Below are 14,523 nucleotides of genomic sequence, written 5' to 3' on the forward strand. Positions count from 1 at the left end.
CTGGGTCACCGAGTCCGCCGCGCACTAGGCTGTGTCCGTGTCGAAACGAGCCGATGGCAGGGCGGACGACGAGCTCCGCGACGTACGTATCACCCGGGGATTCACCACGCATCCGGCGGGATCGGTGCTGGTGGAGTTCGGTCAGACGCGGGTGATGTGCACCGCGAGCGTCACCGACGGCGTGCCGCCGTGGCGGCGCGATTCCGGCCTGGGCTGGCTGACCGCCGAATACGCCATGCTGCCCGCCGCCACTCACACCCGCAGCGGCCGGGAATCGGTCAAGGGCAAGGTCGGCGGCCGCACCCAGGAGATCTCCCGCCTCATCGGCCGCTCGCTGCGCGCCTGCATCGACCTGTCCACCATCGGTGAGAACACCATCGCCATCGACTGCGATGTGCTGCAGGCCGACGGCGGCACCCGCACCGCCGCCATCACCGGCGCGTACGTGGCGCTCTCCGATGCCGTCACCTATCTGGCGGCGGCCGGTCAGCTCACTGATCCGCAGCCCATCTCGTGCGCCATCGCCGCGGTCAGCGTCGGCGTGGTGGACGGCCGGGTGCGGCTGGACCTGCCGTACGAGGAGGATTCGCGCGCCGAGGTCGATATGAACGTGGTGGCGACCGATACCGGCACCCTGGTCGAGATCCAGGGCACCGGTGAGGGCGCGACCTTCCCGCGCTCCACCCTCGACAAGCTGCTCGACGCCGCGCTGGCGGGCTGCGAGCAGATCTTCGCCATCCAGAAGGAGGCGCTCGCGCTGCCGTATCCGGGTGTGCTGCCGGAGCCGGAGGAGAAGAAGAAGTGAGCCGCCGCGTGCTGGTCGCCAGCCGCAATGCCAAGAAGCTCGCGGAGCTGCGCCGCATTCTCGACGAGGCGGGTATCGCGGGCATCGAGATCGTCGGCCTGAACGACGTGCCGCCCTACGACGAGGCTCCCGAGACCGGCGCGACCTTCGAGGAGAACGCCCTCGCCAAGGCCCGCGACGGTTTCGCCGCCACCGGATTGCCCTGTGTCGCGGACGATTCCGGTATCGCCGTGGACGCGCTGAACGGTATGCCGGGTGTGCTGTCGGCACGCTGGTCCGGTGTGCACGGCGATGACGAGGCCAACAACCGGCTGCTGCTGGCCCAGCTCGGCGACGTGCCCGACGAGCGCCGCGGCGCGCGCTTCGTCTCCGCCTGCGCCCTGGTCGGCGACGGCGTCGAAGAGGTGGTGCGCGGCGAGTGGCCGGGCGTCATCAACCGAAAGCCGCTGGGTGACGGCGGTTTCGGCTACGACCCGCTGTTCGTCCCGGACGGCGGCACGGTCAGCGCGGCCGAACTCACCCCCGCCGAGAAGAACGCGGCGTCCCACCGCGGCCGCGCCCTGCGGCAGCTCCTCCCCGCCCTGGCGGCCCTGTCCGGGGCCTGAGCGCGGAGACGGCTCACAGACCGAAGGTGGTCTTCACCTCTCGGGTGCGCCTGTGCTCGAACACGAAGGAGAGGAAGGGAATGGTGCCCGCGAGGGCGGTGGCGAAGGTGGTCATGGGCTGCCAGCGGGCCTTGATCCCGAGGTCGATGGTGAAGACCAGGTAGAGCATGTAGAAGATGCCGTGGATCTGACCGATGTAGAACAGCCACTCGGGAGCGGTGCTGGAATCCTCCAGCAGCACGTACTTGTAGATCATCTCGCCGGTGAGGACGAGCAGCCACAGGCCGGTGATCCAGGCCAGTACCCGGTAGCGCAGCAGCGCGCCGCGGATCTTCTCGGGTGCCGCGGCTCCGGCGGGGCGGGGCGCCAGGGTGGGGGTGTCGGCGGAGTTGTCGCGGGTGCTCACCCGGCGCTCCTCTCGGTGTCGGGGCGCATGCCCGCACCGCGCATCTGCTCCTCGATATCGCGGGCGTGCAGGTCGGCCAGGTACTGGTTGTATTCGGCGAGGACGGGGTCCTCGTCGCGGGCGGCGGTGGGGCGCTCCGGCAGCAGGCCCGCCGGTATTTCGCGCGGTCCGGACCGCGCGGCGCGCCACGTCGCCAGGACGCCCCGGATACCGCCGCGTGCATCGGTGGTCTCGGTCCGCGGCGTCGGCTCGGATCGGTCGTCGGCCTCGGACCCGGCTTCGGCGTCGCGTTCCAACCGCACGAAGCGGAAATACGCCCACAGCGCGAACCCGGCGAACAGCGGCCACTGCAGGGCGTAACCGAGGTTCTGCGCGGTGCCGTTGCCTGACTCGAATCGCGTCCACTGCCAGTAGCCGAGCCCCAGACAGGCCACGGCCGTCACGACCACCAGGATGATGAGCGCCGGGCGGCGGTGGGGAGCGGACACGCCCTCCACGGTACCCGCCTACTACGCACCCCGTAGTAGGCAGGTGGCGCAGCGGACACCGTGCCCGGGATCAGAACTTGTAGGTGACGCCGGTGAGACGCTCGGACTCCTCCCACAGCCGCTTCCAGAGTTCCCGATTCTGCGACAGGCGGCTGGAGGGCGAGGGCTCGACCGGCCCCTGGCTGCCGAACAGGCGGGTCGGACCCCAGTACACGGTGGGGTCGGCGTCGGGCATGGTGGCCGCGAAGAGGGAGGAGTGCGCGGCGCGGGCGGGGGAGTGGCCGATCATACGGACGAAGGGCTTGGAGATCTTGTCCAAGGGGGTCTCGGTGCGCGCGAACAGATCGGTGGCCGAGACGCCGGGGTGCACGCCGTAGGAGCGCTTGGCGGAGCCGGATTCGCTCAGGCGGCGTTGCAGTTCGCGGGCGAACATGAGGTTCGACAGCTTGGACTGCGCGTAGGCGAGGTTGCGCTGGTAGCGGCGGTGCTCATAGTTGAGGTCGTCGATCCACAGCTTGGGGGTCTGCCGGTGCGCGATGGAGGCCAGCGTGACCACCCGGTCGCCGATCCGGTCGAGCAGCAGCCCGGTCAGTGCGAAGTGCCCGAGATGATTGACGCCCCACTGGGTTTCGAATCCGTCCCGGGTGCGCGAGAACGGAATGTTCATCAGGCCCGCGTTATTGATGAGCACGTCGAATTCGCCGCTGTTGTCGGCGAATCGGCGTACCGAACTCAGATCGGCGAGATCCAGTTCGGCGACCCGCACATCGCCGGGGATGCGGTCGGCGATCTCCGCTGCCTTGGCGGTATTGCGGCAGGCCATGATGACTGTGGCACCCTTGCTCGCGAGGACCGTGGTGGTCTGCTCGCCGATGCCGCCGTTGGCTCCGGTGATCACGACAGTACGTCCGGACTGGTCCGGGATCTCGCTGGGCTTCCACGCCATGGGTCAGACCTCACTGGGGGTTCCGATTCGATGTGGGGCCGCCGACAGCGGCCCACACTCGACCTTACTCCAGAGTAAGTTTCATGGGTAGACGCGAGCCGCCAAATTGGCGGGACGGGCCGTCAGCGGCTGCCGATGGGCTGGCCGAAGGCGGCGGCGAGGGTGGTGCCGACGGTCTCGCCCCAGATCTGCCAGGTGACCGGGTCGAGGGTCATGGAACCGACATCGGTGGTCCGGCACCCGGGGCTGGCGGGGACTCCGGCGAAGCGATCTTTCAGCCAGAGCAGGGCGCGGGGCGCGGCGATGGGGTCGAGGGTCAGGTGTTCGCTGAAGTGGTCGCGGGTGTAGTCGACGCTCGCGTTCGGATCGGCGCAGTAGGTGTCCACCAGGTCGTTGACCGGGCCGACGGGGATGAGCCAGTCCATATTGGCCTGATACAGGAACAGCGGCATCTCCGGAACCGCCCGGCCCATCCGGGTCGCGTCGAGCACGTCCAGCACCCCCTGGTCCTGGAAGGGATCGGCGTCGAGCATGCCGAGATTGTTCGCGAACGGCAGCAGGTAGGACTGGTAGCTCGCACACAGCTGATCCTTGATCGCCAGCAGTCCGCGCCCGAGCGGATTGATGTGCCGCTCCAGGAAATTCGCCAGCTGCGGGTACTCTCGCGACACTCCCAGCACGGCCGCCAGAATGAGTCCGGAGGACAGGTTTCCGTTGGCCAGTCGCAGTGCCGCCGCCAGATCGGCGGGCACGCCGCCGTAGGCCGCGCCGACCACATTCAGCTCCGGTGCGTAGTCGGCCTGCGATTCCGCGGCGTGCCCGGTGGCGATGGCTCCGCCCGAGTAACCCATGAGCCCGACCCGGGTCGCCGTCCCCGGCAACTCCATGGGTGCGAATCGTTGCGCCGCCCGAATGCCGTCGAGGGTGATGTGCGCCGCCAAAGGACCTGCGGCATAGGCGGAATCGGGCCCCTGGTGATCCGGCACCACGGCGGCCCAGCCCTGCGCCAGCGCGGCCTGCACCTCCAGGAACTGCGCGGGCACCAGCAGTGAGCCGGTGATCGGCGCGGGCACCGAGCCCATTTGCAGCTGATAGGAGGGCATGCAGTAGTTGCCGGTGGAGTCCTCGGCGATCTGATACGAGAACAGCGGCCGGTCGGCGACGTGGCCGCGCGGCTTCATCACGGTCGCCACGGCCGCGATCGGTTCGCCGCGCGAATCGCTGGACCGGTAGGACAGCTGCCAGGCGTCGATGTTCACCGGCAGGAGCGACAGGTTGGCGAGGTTGACCTGTCGGGCCGCGATGATGTCGCCGGGCTGTTTGTCGCGGTAGGTCTCGGGCGCGGGCCGGTAGAAGTCCGGATCGAAGCCGGGCGGCAGCGGTAGCTGCGGGAAGGGCAGAGCCGGACGGACCGGAACTTCGACCGGCTGGGCCGGCGGGTCCGGGACGGGGTCGGCCGCCGCCGTCCCGGACAGCGCCAGCGGCAGCGCCGCCGCGATGGCGGCGACGGCGACCAGCGTTTTCGATGCGCGGATGCGGGGTGGTGCCACGGTGAACCTCTCTGAGCGGGCTCATGTGAGTCCGCTTGGTCTCAAAAGTGGGTTCGAGTATGCACCAGCCATGACGCGGGTCACAAGAGCGCCTGGTCATGATGTGACCCAGACGGGTGTGACCTACCCCAGCAGATCCGCGAGCAGTGCGCTGCGTCCCGGCTGTCGCAGCGTCCGCATCGCCTTGGCCTCGATCTGCCGCACTCGTTCCCGCGACACCCCGAAGATCCGGCCGACCTCCTCCAGGGTGCGCGGTTCACCGGTGTCGAGCCCGTACCGCAGCGCGAGCACCTGCGCCTCCCGCTCGGGCAGCGTCCGCAGCGCCTTGGCCAGTTGCTCGCGCAGGGCGCCCGAGGTGACGGTCTCCGACGGATCCGGGGCCTGGTCGGCGATGAGCGCACCCAACTCCGCATCATCCTCGCCCACCGGCGTGTGCAGCGAAATCGGTTCTCGCCCTTGGCGCATGAGCTCACGCACCCGCTCGGGTTCCAGTTCGAGTTCGGCCGCGATCTCCGCGGCGGTGGCCTCGCGCCCGAGTTGCTGTGACAGCATCCGCCCGGTGCGCACCACCCGGTTGAGCACCTCCGAGACGTGCCCCGGCAGTCGGATGGTGCGGCTGCGGTCGGCCAGCGCACGCCCGATGGACTGCTTGATCCACCAGGTCGCGTAGGTCGAGAACTTCAGTCCCCGTTCGTGTTCGAACTTCTCGACCGCCCGCATCAGCCCGAGTGTGCCCTCCTGGACGAGATCCAGCAGCGACCATCCGGCCGGAACCGGATAGTGCTTGGCGATGGAGACCACGAGTCGCAGATTGGCCCGGACCATGTGGTCCGCCGCGCGGCGGCCGTCGGGACCGCCACGCGCGATGCGCGCACCCAACTCGTACTCCTGTTCGGCGGTGAGCAGGGCCGTGCGCCCGATCGTGCGCAGGTAATCCCGGACGGCATCGGTGCTGATGGAAGCGGTGCTGACGGTCGCGGCGCGGTGGTTCATGACGACAAACTTAGATCAGACCTAAAAATATGTCAACATCGAATTTATGACGAGATCGGATATGCTGGTCGGTATGAGCACACGGACTTCGACTCCGACGGCGGCCCCGCTCGGCCTCCGGGAGCGCAAGAAGCTGCAGACCAGGCAGAACATCTCCGATACCGCCACCCGCCTGTTCCTGGAACGCGGCTTCGACCCGGTGACCATCGCCGAGATCGCCGCGGCGGCCGACGTCGCGAAGATGACCGTCACCAACTACTTCCCCCGCAAGGAAGACCTCGTCCTGGATCTGCACGACGAGTTCGTGAGCGGACTCGCCCGCACCGTGCGGGAGCGGCGCGCGGGTGAATCCGCCCTGGCCGCGCTGCGAAGCGCCTACCTCGCCGACGCCGCCGCCCGGAACCCGGTGGTCGGCTTCTCCGGCCTGGAGTTCGCCCGCCTCATCACCGGCAGCCCGGCCCTGGTGGCTCGGTTGCGGGAATTTCACGAGGAGCGCGAGCGCGCCCTCGCCGAGACCTTGGCCGCGGAGACCGGCGTGGACGGCGCGGTCGACATCACGCCGCGGATCGCCGCCGCTCAACTCGGCGGCGTGCACCGGGCACTGTTCGAAGAAACCTTGCGCCGCACGCTGTCCGGTGAGGACGACGACACTGTCGCCACCGCGATCCTCGGCTGTATCGGCACCGCCTTCGATCTGCTGGAGCCGTCGCTGGGGAACTACGCCGTGCGCGCCGCCTGATACCGGTGTATTAGCCGTGTCGTTGCTGTAGATCGGTCGCGCCGCCTCGGATACTGGGCCGATGACCGGTGCCAGCGTGGCCGCGCCCCCGTCCGTGAGCCGAGCCGGTGTGAACCTCGTCTTCGCGACGGTGGTGCTCGGCATGCTCATGGCGGCGCTGGACCAGACCATCGTGTCCACCGCCCTGCCCACCATCGTCGCCGACCTGGGCGGCGCGGGCCATATGGCCTGGGTGGTGACCGCCTACCTGGTGACCGAGGCCATCGCGACCGCGCTGGCGGGCAAGTTCGGCGACCTGTTCGGCCGCAAGCTGGTGTTCCAGGTGAGCGGCGCGATCTTCATCCTCGGCTCGATCGTCGCCGGCATGGCGCAGGACATGACCCTGCTCATCGTGGCGCGCGGCATCCAGGGCGTCGGCGCGGGCGGGCTCATGGTCACCTCCATGGCCCTCATCGCCGATGTGATCCCCCTGCGCGAACGCGGCAAGTACCAGGGCGCGCTGGGTGCGGTCTTCGGCCTGACCACGGTGCTCGGCCCGACACTGGGCGGCCTGTTCACCGACCATCTGAGCTGGCGGTGGTGCTTCTACGTGAACGTGCCGCTGGCCGTGCTCATGATCCTCATGGCGGCCCGCTTCATTCCGACGCTGCGCGCCGAGGTGAAACCGATCGTCGACTATCTCGGCATCGCGCTGGTCGCCATCGGCGTCACCTGTCTGATCCTCGGATTGGAATGGGGCGGACAGGAATACGCGTGGGGATCGCCCACCATCATCGGCCTGTTCGTCGGTGCGGCGGTGGCGCTGGCGGCCTTCGTCGCGGTGGAGTTGCGGGCCGAGGAGCCGATGCTGCCCATGCACCTGTTCCGCAGCAATGTCTTCACCGTGTGCTCGGTGCTGAGCTTCATCGTGGGTTTCGCCATGCTCGGCGCGATGACCTTCCTGCCCGCCTTCCTCCAGTACGTCATGGGCGTTTCGGCCACCGCGTCCGGACTGCGCACGCTGCCACTGGTGGTCGGCCTCTTCGCCACCTCGATCTTCTCGGGTGTGGTGGTCGGCCGCACCGGCACGTACAAGATCTTTCCCATCCTCGGCACCGCGGTGATGGCGGTCGGCCTGTTCCTCATGTCGACGATGGACGAGAACACCGGATTCTGGGAGCAGTCGGCGTACATGATGATCCTGGGTCTGGGCATCGGCCTGACCATGCAGGTGCTCACCATCGTCGTGCAGAACACCGTGCCGTACGCCGATCTGGGCACCGCCACCTCCGGGGTGACCTTCTTCCGGACCATCGGCAGCGCCTTCGGCACCACGGTGTTCGGCACCCTGTACACCAATCAGCTCACCCCGAACATGGCGGCGGCGCTGGAGGAGGCGAAAGTCGTTTCTCCGCAGGTCGCTTCGAATCCGGAGGCGCTGTGGCGGCTGCCGTTCACCGAGATCGCGCCGATCGTGCACGCCTACGCCGAATCCATCGGCTATGTGTTCCGCTGGGTGGTGCCGGTGGCGGTGCTCGGCTTCCTGGTGGCGTGGCTGCTCAAACAGGTTCCGCTGCGCGACAGCGTGCGCGCCGAGGCATCGGATGTGGGCGGCGGCTTCTCGGTGCCGGACTCCCCGGATCGCCTGGTGCAGTTGGAGAACGCCGTCGCGCGGGTGATCCGCGGCCTGCGCGAGGACGCCGTCCCCACACCGCGGATCGCGGCCGCGGCGGGCAGTTCGCTCACCCCGGACGAGGCGTGGGCACTGGGACAGGTCCGGCTGTACGAGCGGCTGCGCGGGGCCGCGACGCTCACGGATATCGCTCGCACGCACTGGATCCCGCCGGAAGTGATCGCCCCGCTGTACGAGCGGGCGCGACGGCACGGCCATCTCGAGATCGACGGCGACCGGCTGACCCTCACCGACACCGGCCGGATCGAAGCCGAGCGGATCAAAGGGGCGTGGCGCGCCTGGCTCGACACCCAACTGGTGGATTGGGATCTCAGCGACCCCGACGATCGCGCCCTGCTGGACCGGGCCTTGGACAATATCGCCACCAAGCTGCTGGACGAGGCCGATCGCCCGGATGTGCTGCCGCTGAAGACCTAGCGCACGCGGCCGTGACCCTGACGGAAAGGGCCACGGCCGCACTGCTTTCAGCGTTCAGATCCGACGGCGGTGAGAGCCCTCGATCATCCGGCTGCCGCCGCGACGGGGCGCACCGGCGCGTCCCAATCGATCCGGAACCGTTGTTCGGGTCCGAGAGTCTTCTCCGGATCCATCATCTTCACCACGAGCGGCAGCAACAGGTACATGGCCCGCCGGGCGATCGGCCCTGCCGCCTTGGTTCGGTTCATCCGCGCCACCCGGGCCGCCACGCCTTCCACCCGGGGGCGGCGCATGGCCTCGTAGGTGGCGAAGGCCGTTGTCGGATCAGCGATGTCGCGTAGACACCGAGCCAGCTCGAGCGCGCTCTCGATGGCCAGGGACGCACCCTGCCCGGAGGTGTTGCTCGGGGCGTGGATCGCGTCCCCGGTGAGCACCATCCGGCCGCGGTACCAGTGCGGCACCGACGGCATGATGTGCAGCGCGCCGGCCACCTCCAGGTCCTCGGCCCGGGTGTTCGCCGCCAGTTCCGCGCCGGGGGTGTCCTCGGCGTAGGTCTCGCGCAGTACGCGCAGCCACTCGGCGGTAGGCACCTGCCGCGCCTCGGTGAGCGACAGGTACCGGTCGTAGGGCAGGTTCGCGCCCCAGCCCACGCGTCCGTCCGGCAGCGCCCAGTACAGGTAGTACGCCTTGGTTCCGAAGGCGAAAACCACGCTGTCGGAAAGGATCTCGGCCGAGCACTCGGAGACTCCGCCGAAACCGAGCATGTGCAGGAACCTGGGCCCCGGCGCCGCGGGATCGATGATGCCCCGAACGGTGGAGCGAATGCCGTCCGCCCCGACGAGCACGTCGGCGGTCGCCGTACCGCCGTCGCCGAAGACCGCGGTCACGCCGTCGGCGTGCTCCTCGACCCGGACCAGGCGCTTGTCGTATTCGATCGGAACCCCGGCCGTGACCGCGTGATCGTGCAGTACCCGGTGCAGGTCGCCGCGATCGATCTGGCGCATCGGCTCGATATCGGCGAGCGACGGCGCGGGCACCCGCTTGCCGCCGACGCTCATGAATTGGTGCCGAATCGGCACGGCGAGTGCCCGCACGGCATCGCCGGCCCCGATGATGTCGAGTGCGGCCACCCCGTTGGGGGCCAGCCCCAGGCTGGAGCCGATGCCATAGGCGGGGCCCGGGTACGCCTCGAAGACGCGGGCGTCGATACCCGCCCTGCGGAGCGCGGTCGCGGCTACCGGGCCGGAGATGCCGCCGCCGATGACGATGGCGGTGCGAATGGGGGACATGGGTTCTCCTCGGGTGTGTCTACCCGAACCGGCTCATGCCAGGTGAACCCGGTTATCCTGTGGTTGCCAAACTCGGATCCGGTTTCACCCGTACGGGTCGGTTCGAGACGGTGTTACCCGGGCCTCGACGCAGGTGTTGCCGCACCTCGTCGGGGCTCGGTCGGTATCAGGGGCGTTCGCCCCGGACGTATCGTTCAGTTCGTGTCGGGCCTGGTCGGCTCTCCCTTCTCGATCCGGTCGTTCACCTCGGCCGTGATGTCGGCGGGGGAGGCGCCCTCGCCGTACCAGCGCCGCCACAGCTCCACCTCGGGGAAGCTGCCGTCGGCGAAGGAGTCGCGCAAGGCGCGCACCCAGGCCGCCTCGGCCTCCAGCATGGCCAGTTCGAAATCGTTCTCGACCAGGAACAGTCGCGGCAGGGTGTCGTCGTGATCGGCCAATTGCGCTCGGCCGGAGGTGATCTCGGCCTCCAGTGTGGTGAGGCGCTGTCCCAGCAGATCGATCACCTCGTCCGGGGGCAGTCCCGACATGACGGAGAGCCCGGCCACGAAGCGGCGCGGCTCGGGCTGTGGGTCGGCGATGAGTTCACGGGTCCAGTCGGCGAGTTCGGCGCGCCCGGCCGCGGTGATGCGATAGATGACGCGTTCGGGTCGGGCGCCGTCGCGTTCGCTGCCCACGACCTCGAGGAAGCCGTGCTTCTCCAGATTTCCGACGACGGTGTACAGCGATCCCCATTTGATCGCCATATCCCGGTCCTTGCCGCGGGCCTCGAGCGTGGCGGCGATCTCGTAGCGGTGCATGGGTCGCTCGACCAGGACCGACAGCACGCCCAGGGCGAGCAGATTGCCGACCTTGCGCTTGCGGGCCATCCTGACACCTCCATACTCGTAAACGAATATACGGCTACGAGTACGTACCGGCAAGCAATCACCGATTCCGCTTTCCCGGCGGCTCGCACCCCCGCTCCGGTAGCCTGCGAAGGCATGGTTGACGTGCAGCGATCCGGATCCACCCTCCGCATCACCATGAATCGCCCCGCCAAACGCAACGCCCTGTCCCACCAGCATCTGAAGGAGTTGCTGGCGGCCTTCCGAGCGGCGGGCGAGTCGGATGCCACCGGCATCGTGCTGGCCGCCGAGGGGCCGGTGTTCTCGGCCGGACACGATTTCGCCGATGTGGCGGCGCGGGACCTCGCGGGTGTGCGGGACCTGCTGCACCTGTGCACCGAACTCATGCGCACCGTGCAGAGCGTCCCCCAGGTGGTGATCGCCCGCGTGCACGCGCTGGCCACCGCGGCGGGCTGCCAACTGGTGGCCTCCTGCGACCTCTCCATCGCCGCCGACACCGCCGCCTTCGCCCTGCCCGGCGGCAAGGGCGGCTGGTTCTGCCACACCCCGGCGGTACCGGTCGCCCGCTCGGTCGGCCGCAAACGGTTCATGGAACTCGTCCTCACCGGCGACCCCGTCGACGCCGCCACCGCCGCCGAATGGGGCCTGATCAACCGCGCGGTGCCGCTCGCGGATCTGGACGCCGCCGTGGACGAACTGCTGGCCCGCGCCACCCGGGGCAGCCGCGCCAGCAAGGCGCTGGGCAAGCGCACCGTCTACGCGCAGTTGGATCGTCCGGAGGCGGACGCCTACGACATCGCGCTCGAGGCCATGGCCCAGGCATCGCAGCTCCCCGCCGCCAAGGAGGGCATGGCCGCCTTCCTCGAGAAGCGTCCGCCGGTCTGGCCGGAGTGATCATCGGTCGTCACGTCCCCTAGGGTCGGTGACATGCGCATCTTCCTGGCGGGCGCGACCGGCGTCCTCGGTGGTCGGCTGGTTCCGCTGCTCATCGCGGCGGGATATCAGGTGGCGGGTATGACGCGGTCGGCGGACAAGGCGGCCGGTTTGCGCGCCGCGGGCGCGGAACCGGTGGTCTGCGACGTGTACGACGGCGCGGCATTGACCGATGCCGTCGTCGCCTACGCTCCGGACCTGGTCATGCACCAGCTCACCGATCTGCCCGACGATCCGGCCCGGATCGCCGAGGGGCGGGGTGCGAACGCGCGGATTCGCGTCGAGGGCACCCGCAATCTGCTGGCGGCCGCCGCCGCGGCCGGAGCGCCGCGGGTCATCGCCCAGAGCGTGGCGTGGGAGTTGGGTGGTGAGGGGCAGCGGGCCGCCGAGTTCCTGGAGGAGTCGGTGCTGGCGGCCGACGGCGTGGTGCTGCGGTACGGGCAGTTCTACGGCCCCGGGACCTACTACCCCGACGGGATGCCGGACGATCCGCGCATCCACATCGACGAGGCCGCCGCTCGCACCCTGCTCGCGCTCGACCTGACACCGGGTGTCTACCGCCTGGTGGACGGCGCGGCCCGCGATATCGAACCCGCCGAGTAGTGTCCGATCCGGCTACGCCGCGATATCGGCTGCGGCGCGCGCGAATTCGCGGACCGCGGTGATCTCACCGGCGGTGCGCCACAGCAGCGCCCAGCGCACCGGCGGTGCGTCGCGGATGGGGACGAACGCCACGTCGGGCCGGGCGTTGTAGCGGCGCGCGTGCGCCCCGATCGGGAAGACGCCCTGCCCCGCGGCCACCAGGGTGAGCAGTTCGCTGTAGGTGGCGGCGGTGGGTCCGGCCGGAATCGGATGGCCCGCGGGCGTGGCCGGGGGAGTGCGGATATCGCGGATGGCCGCGGGGATCTCGGGCGGCAGCCGCAATACGGTGACCCGCGCCAGATCGGCCAGGGTGATCGCGGTGCGGTCGGCGAAGGGGTGGGCGGCCGGCACCGCCAGCAGGCGCGCCTCGGTGACGAGGTCGGGTCCGGCGGTGATGCCCTCAGCCGGGAACGGCACCATATCCAGCGCCATATCGATCTCTCCCGCGTGCAGCCACGGGATCACCTGTGCCGGTTGGGCTTCGCGCAGCCGCACCGCGACATCGGGCAGGCGTGCGCGGAACAGTTCGGCGGCGCGCACCAGCAGCTGTCCGGTCGCCGCGTCCACGAAGGCGACCTCCAAAGTGCCGGCGCGGCCGCGGCCGGTGTCCATCGTGCGGCGCACGGCGGTGGTGACGCGATCCCAGGCCGGGCGCAGTTCGGCGTACAGTTCCCGCCCGGCCGGTGTCGTCCGCACCCGGCGGCTGCTGCGCTCGAACAGCGGAACCCCCAGTCGCCGTTCCATTTTCGCGATGGTCTGGCTCACCCGCGCGGTGGTGACGCGCAGCCGTTCGGCGGTGCGGCCGAAATGCAGCTCCTCGGCGAGGACGAGGAACGTCTCGAGTTCGTGCCGCTCCAGCATGCCGGGCCATCTCCTCGATCGTTAATCCAGGCTTGATGATCATTGCGCAGGTGCTCATTGTTCCCGATCGCGTGGCGAGCGAAGTTGTAGGTGTCCGATAAACGCTCCACCAGGAGGAACCATGTACGTCACCGAGACCCGCGCCCTCGCCGCCGACACCGCCGAGGCCACCGTTCGTGAACTCGCCGACCGGGCCGAGATTCTGGATGCGCTGTACCGATTCGGTCTCGGCCAGGATCTCCAGGACAAGGAGCTGTTCGCCTCGGCCTTCGCCGTGGACGCCGAACTCGACTTCCAGCCGGCCGCCGCGGCGTGGGGTGGCGTCGTCCCGCTCATGACCGGTCGCGACGCCATCGTCACCACCATCCTCGACGGCTTCGTCGGCCGCGTGGACACCACCCATCAGGTCACCAATCCACGCATCGTCGTCGACGGTGACACCGCACGCCTCACCGCCCTGGTGGAGGCGCAGCATCTGCTCACAGTCGAGCACGACACCTTCGCCCTGCTGAAGAACCTCTACGACGTCGAGCTGGTGCGAGATGGCGGACGCTGGCTGCTGCGGCGCATCCGCATCGACAATGTCTGGTACCAGGGTGATCCGCGCGCGATCTTCGGCGCGTGAGCACGGCTCGGCGAATGCCATTGCGCTAATTTCTCGCAAACGCATGCAATAGATATTCAGCTGGAATATTAGCGTTGGGATCTGTTGCCTCTGTCTTGCAGCAAATCTGTGTAGCGTCTGGGGGAAGAGCTTTTCGGATCACTGGAGCAGGTGTTTGGAACCGAGGGAGTCTCAGCAATGGCAGGCGGCACACAGGGGCGCGGCCCCCGGGAGACCGAGGGCATGCTCGGCGTGTCCGCCAACGGTGCCGTACCGCCGCGTGCCGTCGGTCTCATGGTCGCGGCGGCGCTGGTGCTCACCTTCGCCGTCCTCGGCGGCAATCCGCTGACCTGGTTCGAGGGCAGTCACGGTCGGACCGAGGAGGGCACCGTGCCCCCGGCGTCGAGTGCGACGCGGACCGCCCCCGCCGAACCCGCCCGCTCGCCCGCCGAGGCCCCGCCCGCTCCGGCCCCGCCTCCCGCTCCGGCCCCGCCTCCCGCTCCGGAACCGGCTCCCGCGCCGGAACCGGCTCCCGCGCCGGAACCGGTCTACGTGGAACCGGCGCCCGAGCCACCGCCCGCCCCCGAACCGGCTCCCGCACCCCCGCCGCCCCCGCCCCCGCCGCCACCGGTCCCGGAGGTGCTGGTGCCGTTCCTGCCGCCGTGGCTGGTGCCCCCGCCGCCCCCGCCGCCCGCCCCGTAGTCCGGGCGGCCGCGCATCGAAGGAGT

General features: G+C 69.4%; 16 protein-coding genes. 8 read left to right on the plus strand and 8 right to left on the minus strand.

What is annotated here, in order from left to right; all coding sequences use genetic code 11:
• Nucleotides 1-37 precede the first annotated feature (37 nt).
• Both rph and rdgB read left to right on the plus strand, forming a co-directional pair.
• Entirely contained in the window at nt 38-805 is a 768-nt protein-coding gene (rph, locus tag ON31_RS07405; protein WP_029926527.1) for a ribonuclease PH, read from the plus strand.
• Nucleotides 802-1,410, plus strand: coding sequence for an RdgB/HAM1 family non-canonical purine NTP pyrophosphatase (gene rdgB, locus ON31_RS07410; protein WP_039810756.1), 609 nt, complete (start codon nt 802-804; stop codon nt 1,408-1,410). Before rph ends, rdgB begins: the two co-directional genes overlap by 4 nt.
• A 13-nt stretch (nt 1,411-1,423) precedes the next feature.
• On the opposite strand, the gene ON31_RS07415 is transcribed toward rdgB, so the two are convergent.
• From ON31_RS07415 to ON31_RS07435, 5 genes are all read right to left on the minus strand, one after another.
• Nucleotides 1,424-1,780 carry a DUF3817 domain-containing protein gene (locus ON31_RS07415; protein WP_029926529.1) on the minus strand — a complete coding sequence of 119 codons (357 nt, stop codon included), beginning with the start codon at nt 1,778-1,780 and terminating at the stop codon, nt 1,424-1,426.
• A gap of 32 nt (nt 1,781-1,812) precedes the next feature.
• A complete protein-coding gene (locus ON31_RS07420) occupies nt 1,813-2,304 on the minus strand; it encodes a glucitol operon activator (RefSeq protein ID WP_039810758.1) in 492 nt (163 codons plus the stop codon).
• Nucleotides 2,305-2,374: 70 nt separating this feature from the next.
• Complete coding sequence (locus ON31_RS07425) at nt 2,375-3,250, minus strand: oxidoreductase (protein WP_039810761.1); 876 nt, start codon at nt 3,248-3,250, stop codon at nt 2,375-2,377.
• Nucleotides 3,251-3,372: 122 nt separating this feature from the next.
• Nucleotides 3,373-4,800, minus strand: coding sequence for a lipase family protein (locus ON31_RS07430; RefSeq protein ID WP_255222015.1), 1,428 nt, complete (start codon nt 4,798-4,800; stop codon nt 3,373-3,375).
• A gap of 123 nt (nt 4,801-4,923) precedes the next feature.
• A complete protein-coding gene (locus ON31_RS07435) occupies nt 4,924-5,793 on the minus strand; it encodes a sigma-70 family RNA polymerase sigma factor (RefSeq protein ID WP_039810764.1) in 870 nt (289 codons plus the stop codon).
• A gap of 73 nt (nt 5,794-5,866) precedes the next feature.
• Here ON31_RS07435 and ON31_RS07440 point away from each other — a divergent pair, with 73 nt between their 5' ends.
• Together ON31_RS07440 and ON31_RS07445 are read left to right on the plus strand one after the other, a co-directional pair.
• Nucleotides 5,867-6,532: a TetR/AcrR family transcriptional regulator gene (locus ON31_RS07440; RefSeq protein ID WP_039810870.1), complete on the plus strand. Its 666-nt coding sequence runs from the start codon at nt 5,867-5,869 to the stop codon at nt 6,530-6,532.
• 61 nt (nt 6,533-6,593) lie between these two features.
• Nucleotides 6,594-8,621, plus strand: coding sequence for an MDR family MFS transporter (locus ON31_RS07445; RefSeq protein ID WP_039810765.1), 2,028 nt, complete (start codon nt 6,594-6,596; stop codon nt 8,619-8,621).
• Between the two features lie 83 nt (nt 8,622-8,704).
• On the opposite strand, the gene ON31_RS07450 is transcribed toward ON31_RS07445, so the two are convergent.
• Together ON31_RS07450 and ON31_RS07455 are read right to left on the minus strand one after the other, a co-directional pair.
• Nucleotides 8,705-9,910: an FAD-dependent monooxygenase gene (locus tag ON31_RS07450; protein WP_039810767.1), complete on the minus strand. Its 1,206-nt coding sequence runs from the start codon at nt 9,908-9,910 to the stop codon at nt 8,705-8,707.
• Between the two features lie 194 nt (nt 9,911-10,104).
• Entirely contained in the window at nt 10,105-10,776 is a 672-nt protein-coding gene (locus tag ON31_RS07455; RefSeq protein WP_039810769.1) for a PadR family transcriptional regulator, read from the minus strand.
• Between the two features lie 114 nt (nt 10,777-10,890).
• Here ON31_RS07455 and ON31_RS07460 point away from each other — a divergent pair, with 114 nt between their 5' ends.
• Nucleotides 10,891-11,649, plus strand: coding sequence for an enoyl-CoA hydratase-related protein (locus ON31_RS07460; RefSeq protein WP_039810771.1), 759 nt, complete (start codon nt 10,891-10,893; stop codon nt 11,647-11,649).
• Between the two features lie 33 nt (nt 11,650-11,682).
• Nucleotides 11,683-12,291, plus strand: coding sequence for an NAD-dependent epimerase/dehydratase family protein (locus ON31_RS07465; protein WP_039810774.1), 609 nt, complete (start codon nt 11,683-11,685; stop codon nt 12,289-12,291).
• A 12-nt stretch (nt 12,292-12,303) separates the two neighbouring features.
• Here the strand turns inward: ON31_RS07465 and ON31_RS07470 are convergent, their stop codons facing one another.
• Nucleotides 12,304-13,191, minus strand: coding sequence for a LysR family transcriptional regulator (locus ON31_RS07470; protein ID WP_039810776.1), 888 nt, complete (start codon nt 13,189-13,191; stop codon nt 12,304-12,306).
• Nucleotides 13,192-13,312: 121 nt separating this feature from the next.
• Here ON31_RS07470 and ON31_RS07475 point away from each other — a divergent pair, with 121 nt between their 5' ends.
• The gene (locus tag ON31_RS07475; protein ID WP_039810778.1) at nt 13,313-13,816 is read left to right on the plus strand and encodes a nuclear transport factor 2 family protein; all 504 of its coding nucleotides are present in this window, start codon (nt 13,313-13,315) and stop codon (nt 13,814-13,816) included.
• 177 nt (nt 13,817-13,993) lie between these two features.
• Nucleotides 13,994-14,497, plus strand: coding sequence for a hypothetical protein (locus tag ON31_RS37415; RefSeq protein WP_039810780.1), 504 nt, complete (start codon nt 13,994-13,996; stop codon nt 14,495-14,497).
• Nucleotides 14,498-14,523: the final 26 nt, after the last annotated feature.

It is taken from the genome of Nocardia otitidiscaviarum NBRC 14405, from assembly GCF_000308635.1.
Classification (GTDB): Bacteria; Actinomycetota; Actinomycetes; order Mycobacteriales; family Mycobacteriaceae; genus Nocardia; species Nocardia otitidiscaviarum.

What these genes read in the sequence shown, in the direction of transcription:
- ON31_RS07425 (WP_039810761.1), bottom strand. Translation starts at nt 3,250, where the DNA reads ATGGCGTGGAAGCCCAGCGAGATCCCGGACCAGTCCGGACGTACTGTC.
- ON31_RS07435 (WP_039810764.1), bottom strand. Translation starts at nt 5,793, where the DNA reads ATGAACCACCGCGCCGCGACCGTCAGCACCGCTTCCATCAGCACCGAT.
- ON31_RS07440 (WP_039810870.1), top strand. Translation starts at nt 5,867, where the DNA reads ATGAGCACACGGACTTCGACTCCGACGGCGGCCCCGCTCGGCCTCCGG.
- ON31_RS07445 (WP_039810765.1), top strand. Translation starts at nt 6,594, where the DNA reads ATGACCGGTGCCAGCGTGGCCGCGCCCCCGTCCGTGAGCCGAGCCGGT.
- ON31_RS07450 (WP_039810767.1), bottom strand. Translation starts at nt 9,910, where the DNA reads ATGTCCCCCATTCGCACCGCCATCGTCATCGGCGGCGGCATCTCCGGC.
- ON31_RS07455 (WP_039810769.1), bottom strand. Translation starts at nt 10,776, where the DNA reads ATGGCCCGCAAGCGCAAGGTCGGCAATCTGCTCGCCCTGGGCGTGCTG.
- ON31_RS07460 (WP_039810771.1), top strand. Translation starts at nt 10,891, where the DNA reads ATGGTTGACGTGCAGCGATCCGGATCCACCCTCCGCATCACCATGAAT.
- ON31_RS07465 (WP_039810774.1), top strand. Translation starts at nt 11,683, where the DNA reads ATGCGCATCTTCCTGGCGGGCGCGACCGGCGTCCTCGGTGGTCGGCTG.
- ON31_RS07470 (WP_039810776.1), bottom strand. Translation starts at nt 13,191, where the DNA reads ATGCTGGAGCGGCACGAACTCGAGACGTTCCTCGTCCTCGCCGAGGAG.
- ON31_RS07475 (WP_039810778.1), top strand. Translation starts at nt 13,313, where the DNA reads ATGTACGTCACCGAGACCCGCGCCCTCGCCGCCGACACCGCCGAGGCC.
- ON31_RS37415 (WP_039810780.1), top strand. Translation starts at nt 13,994, where the DNA reads ATGGCAGGCGGCACACAGGGGCGCGGCCCCCGGGAGACCGAGGGCATG.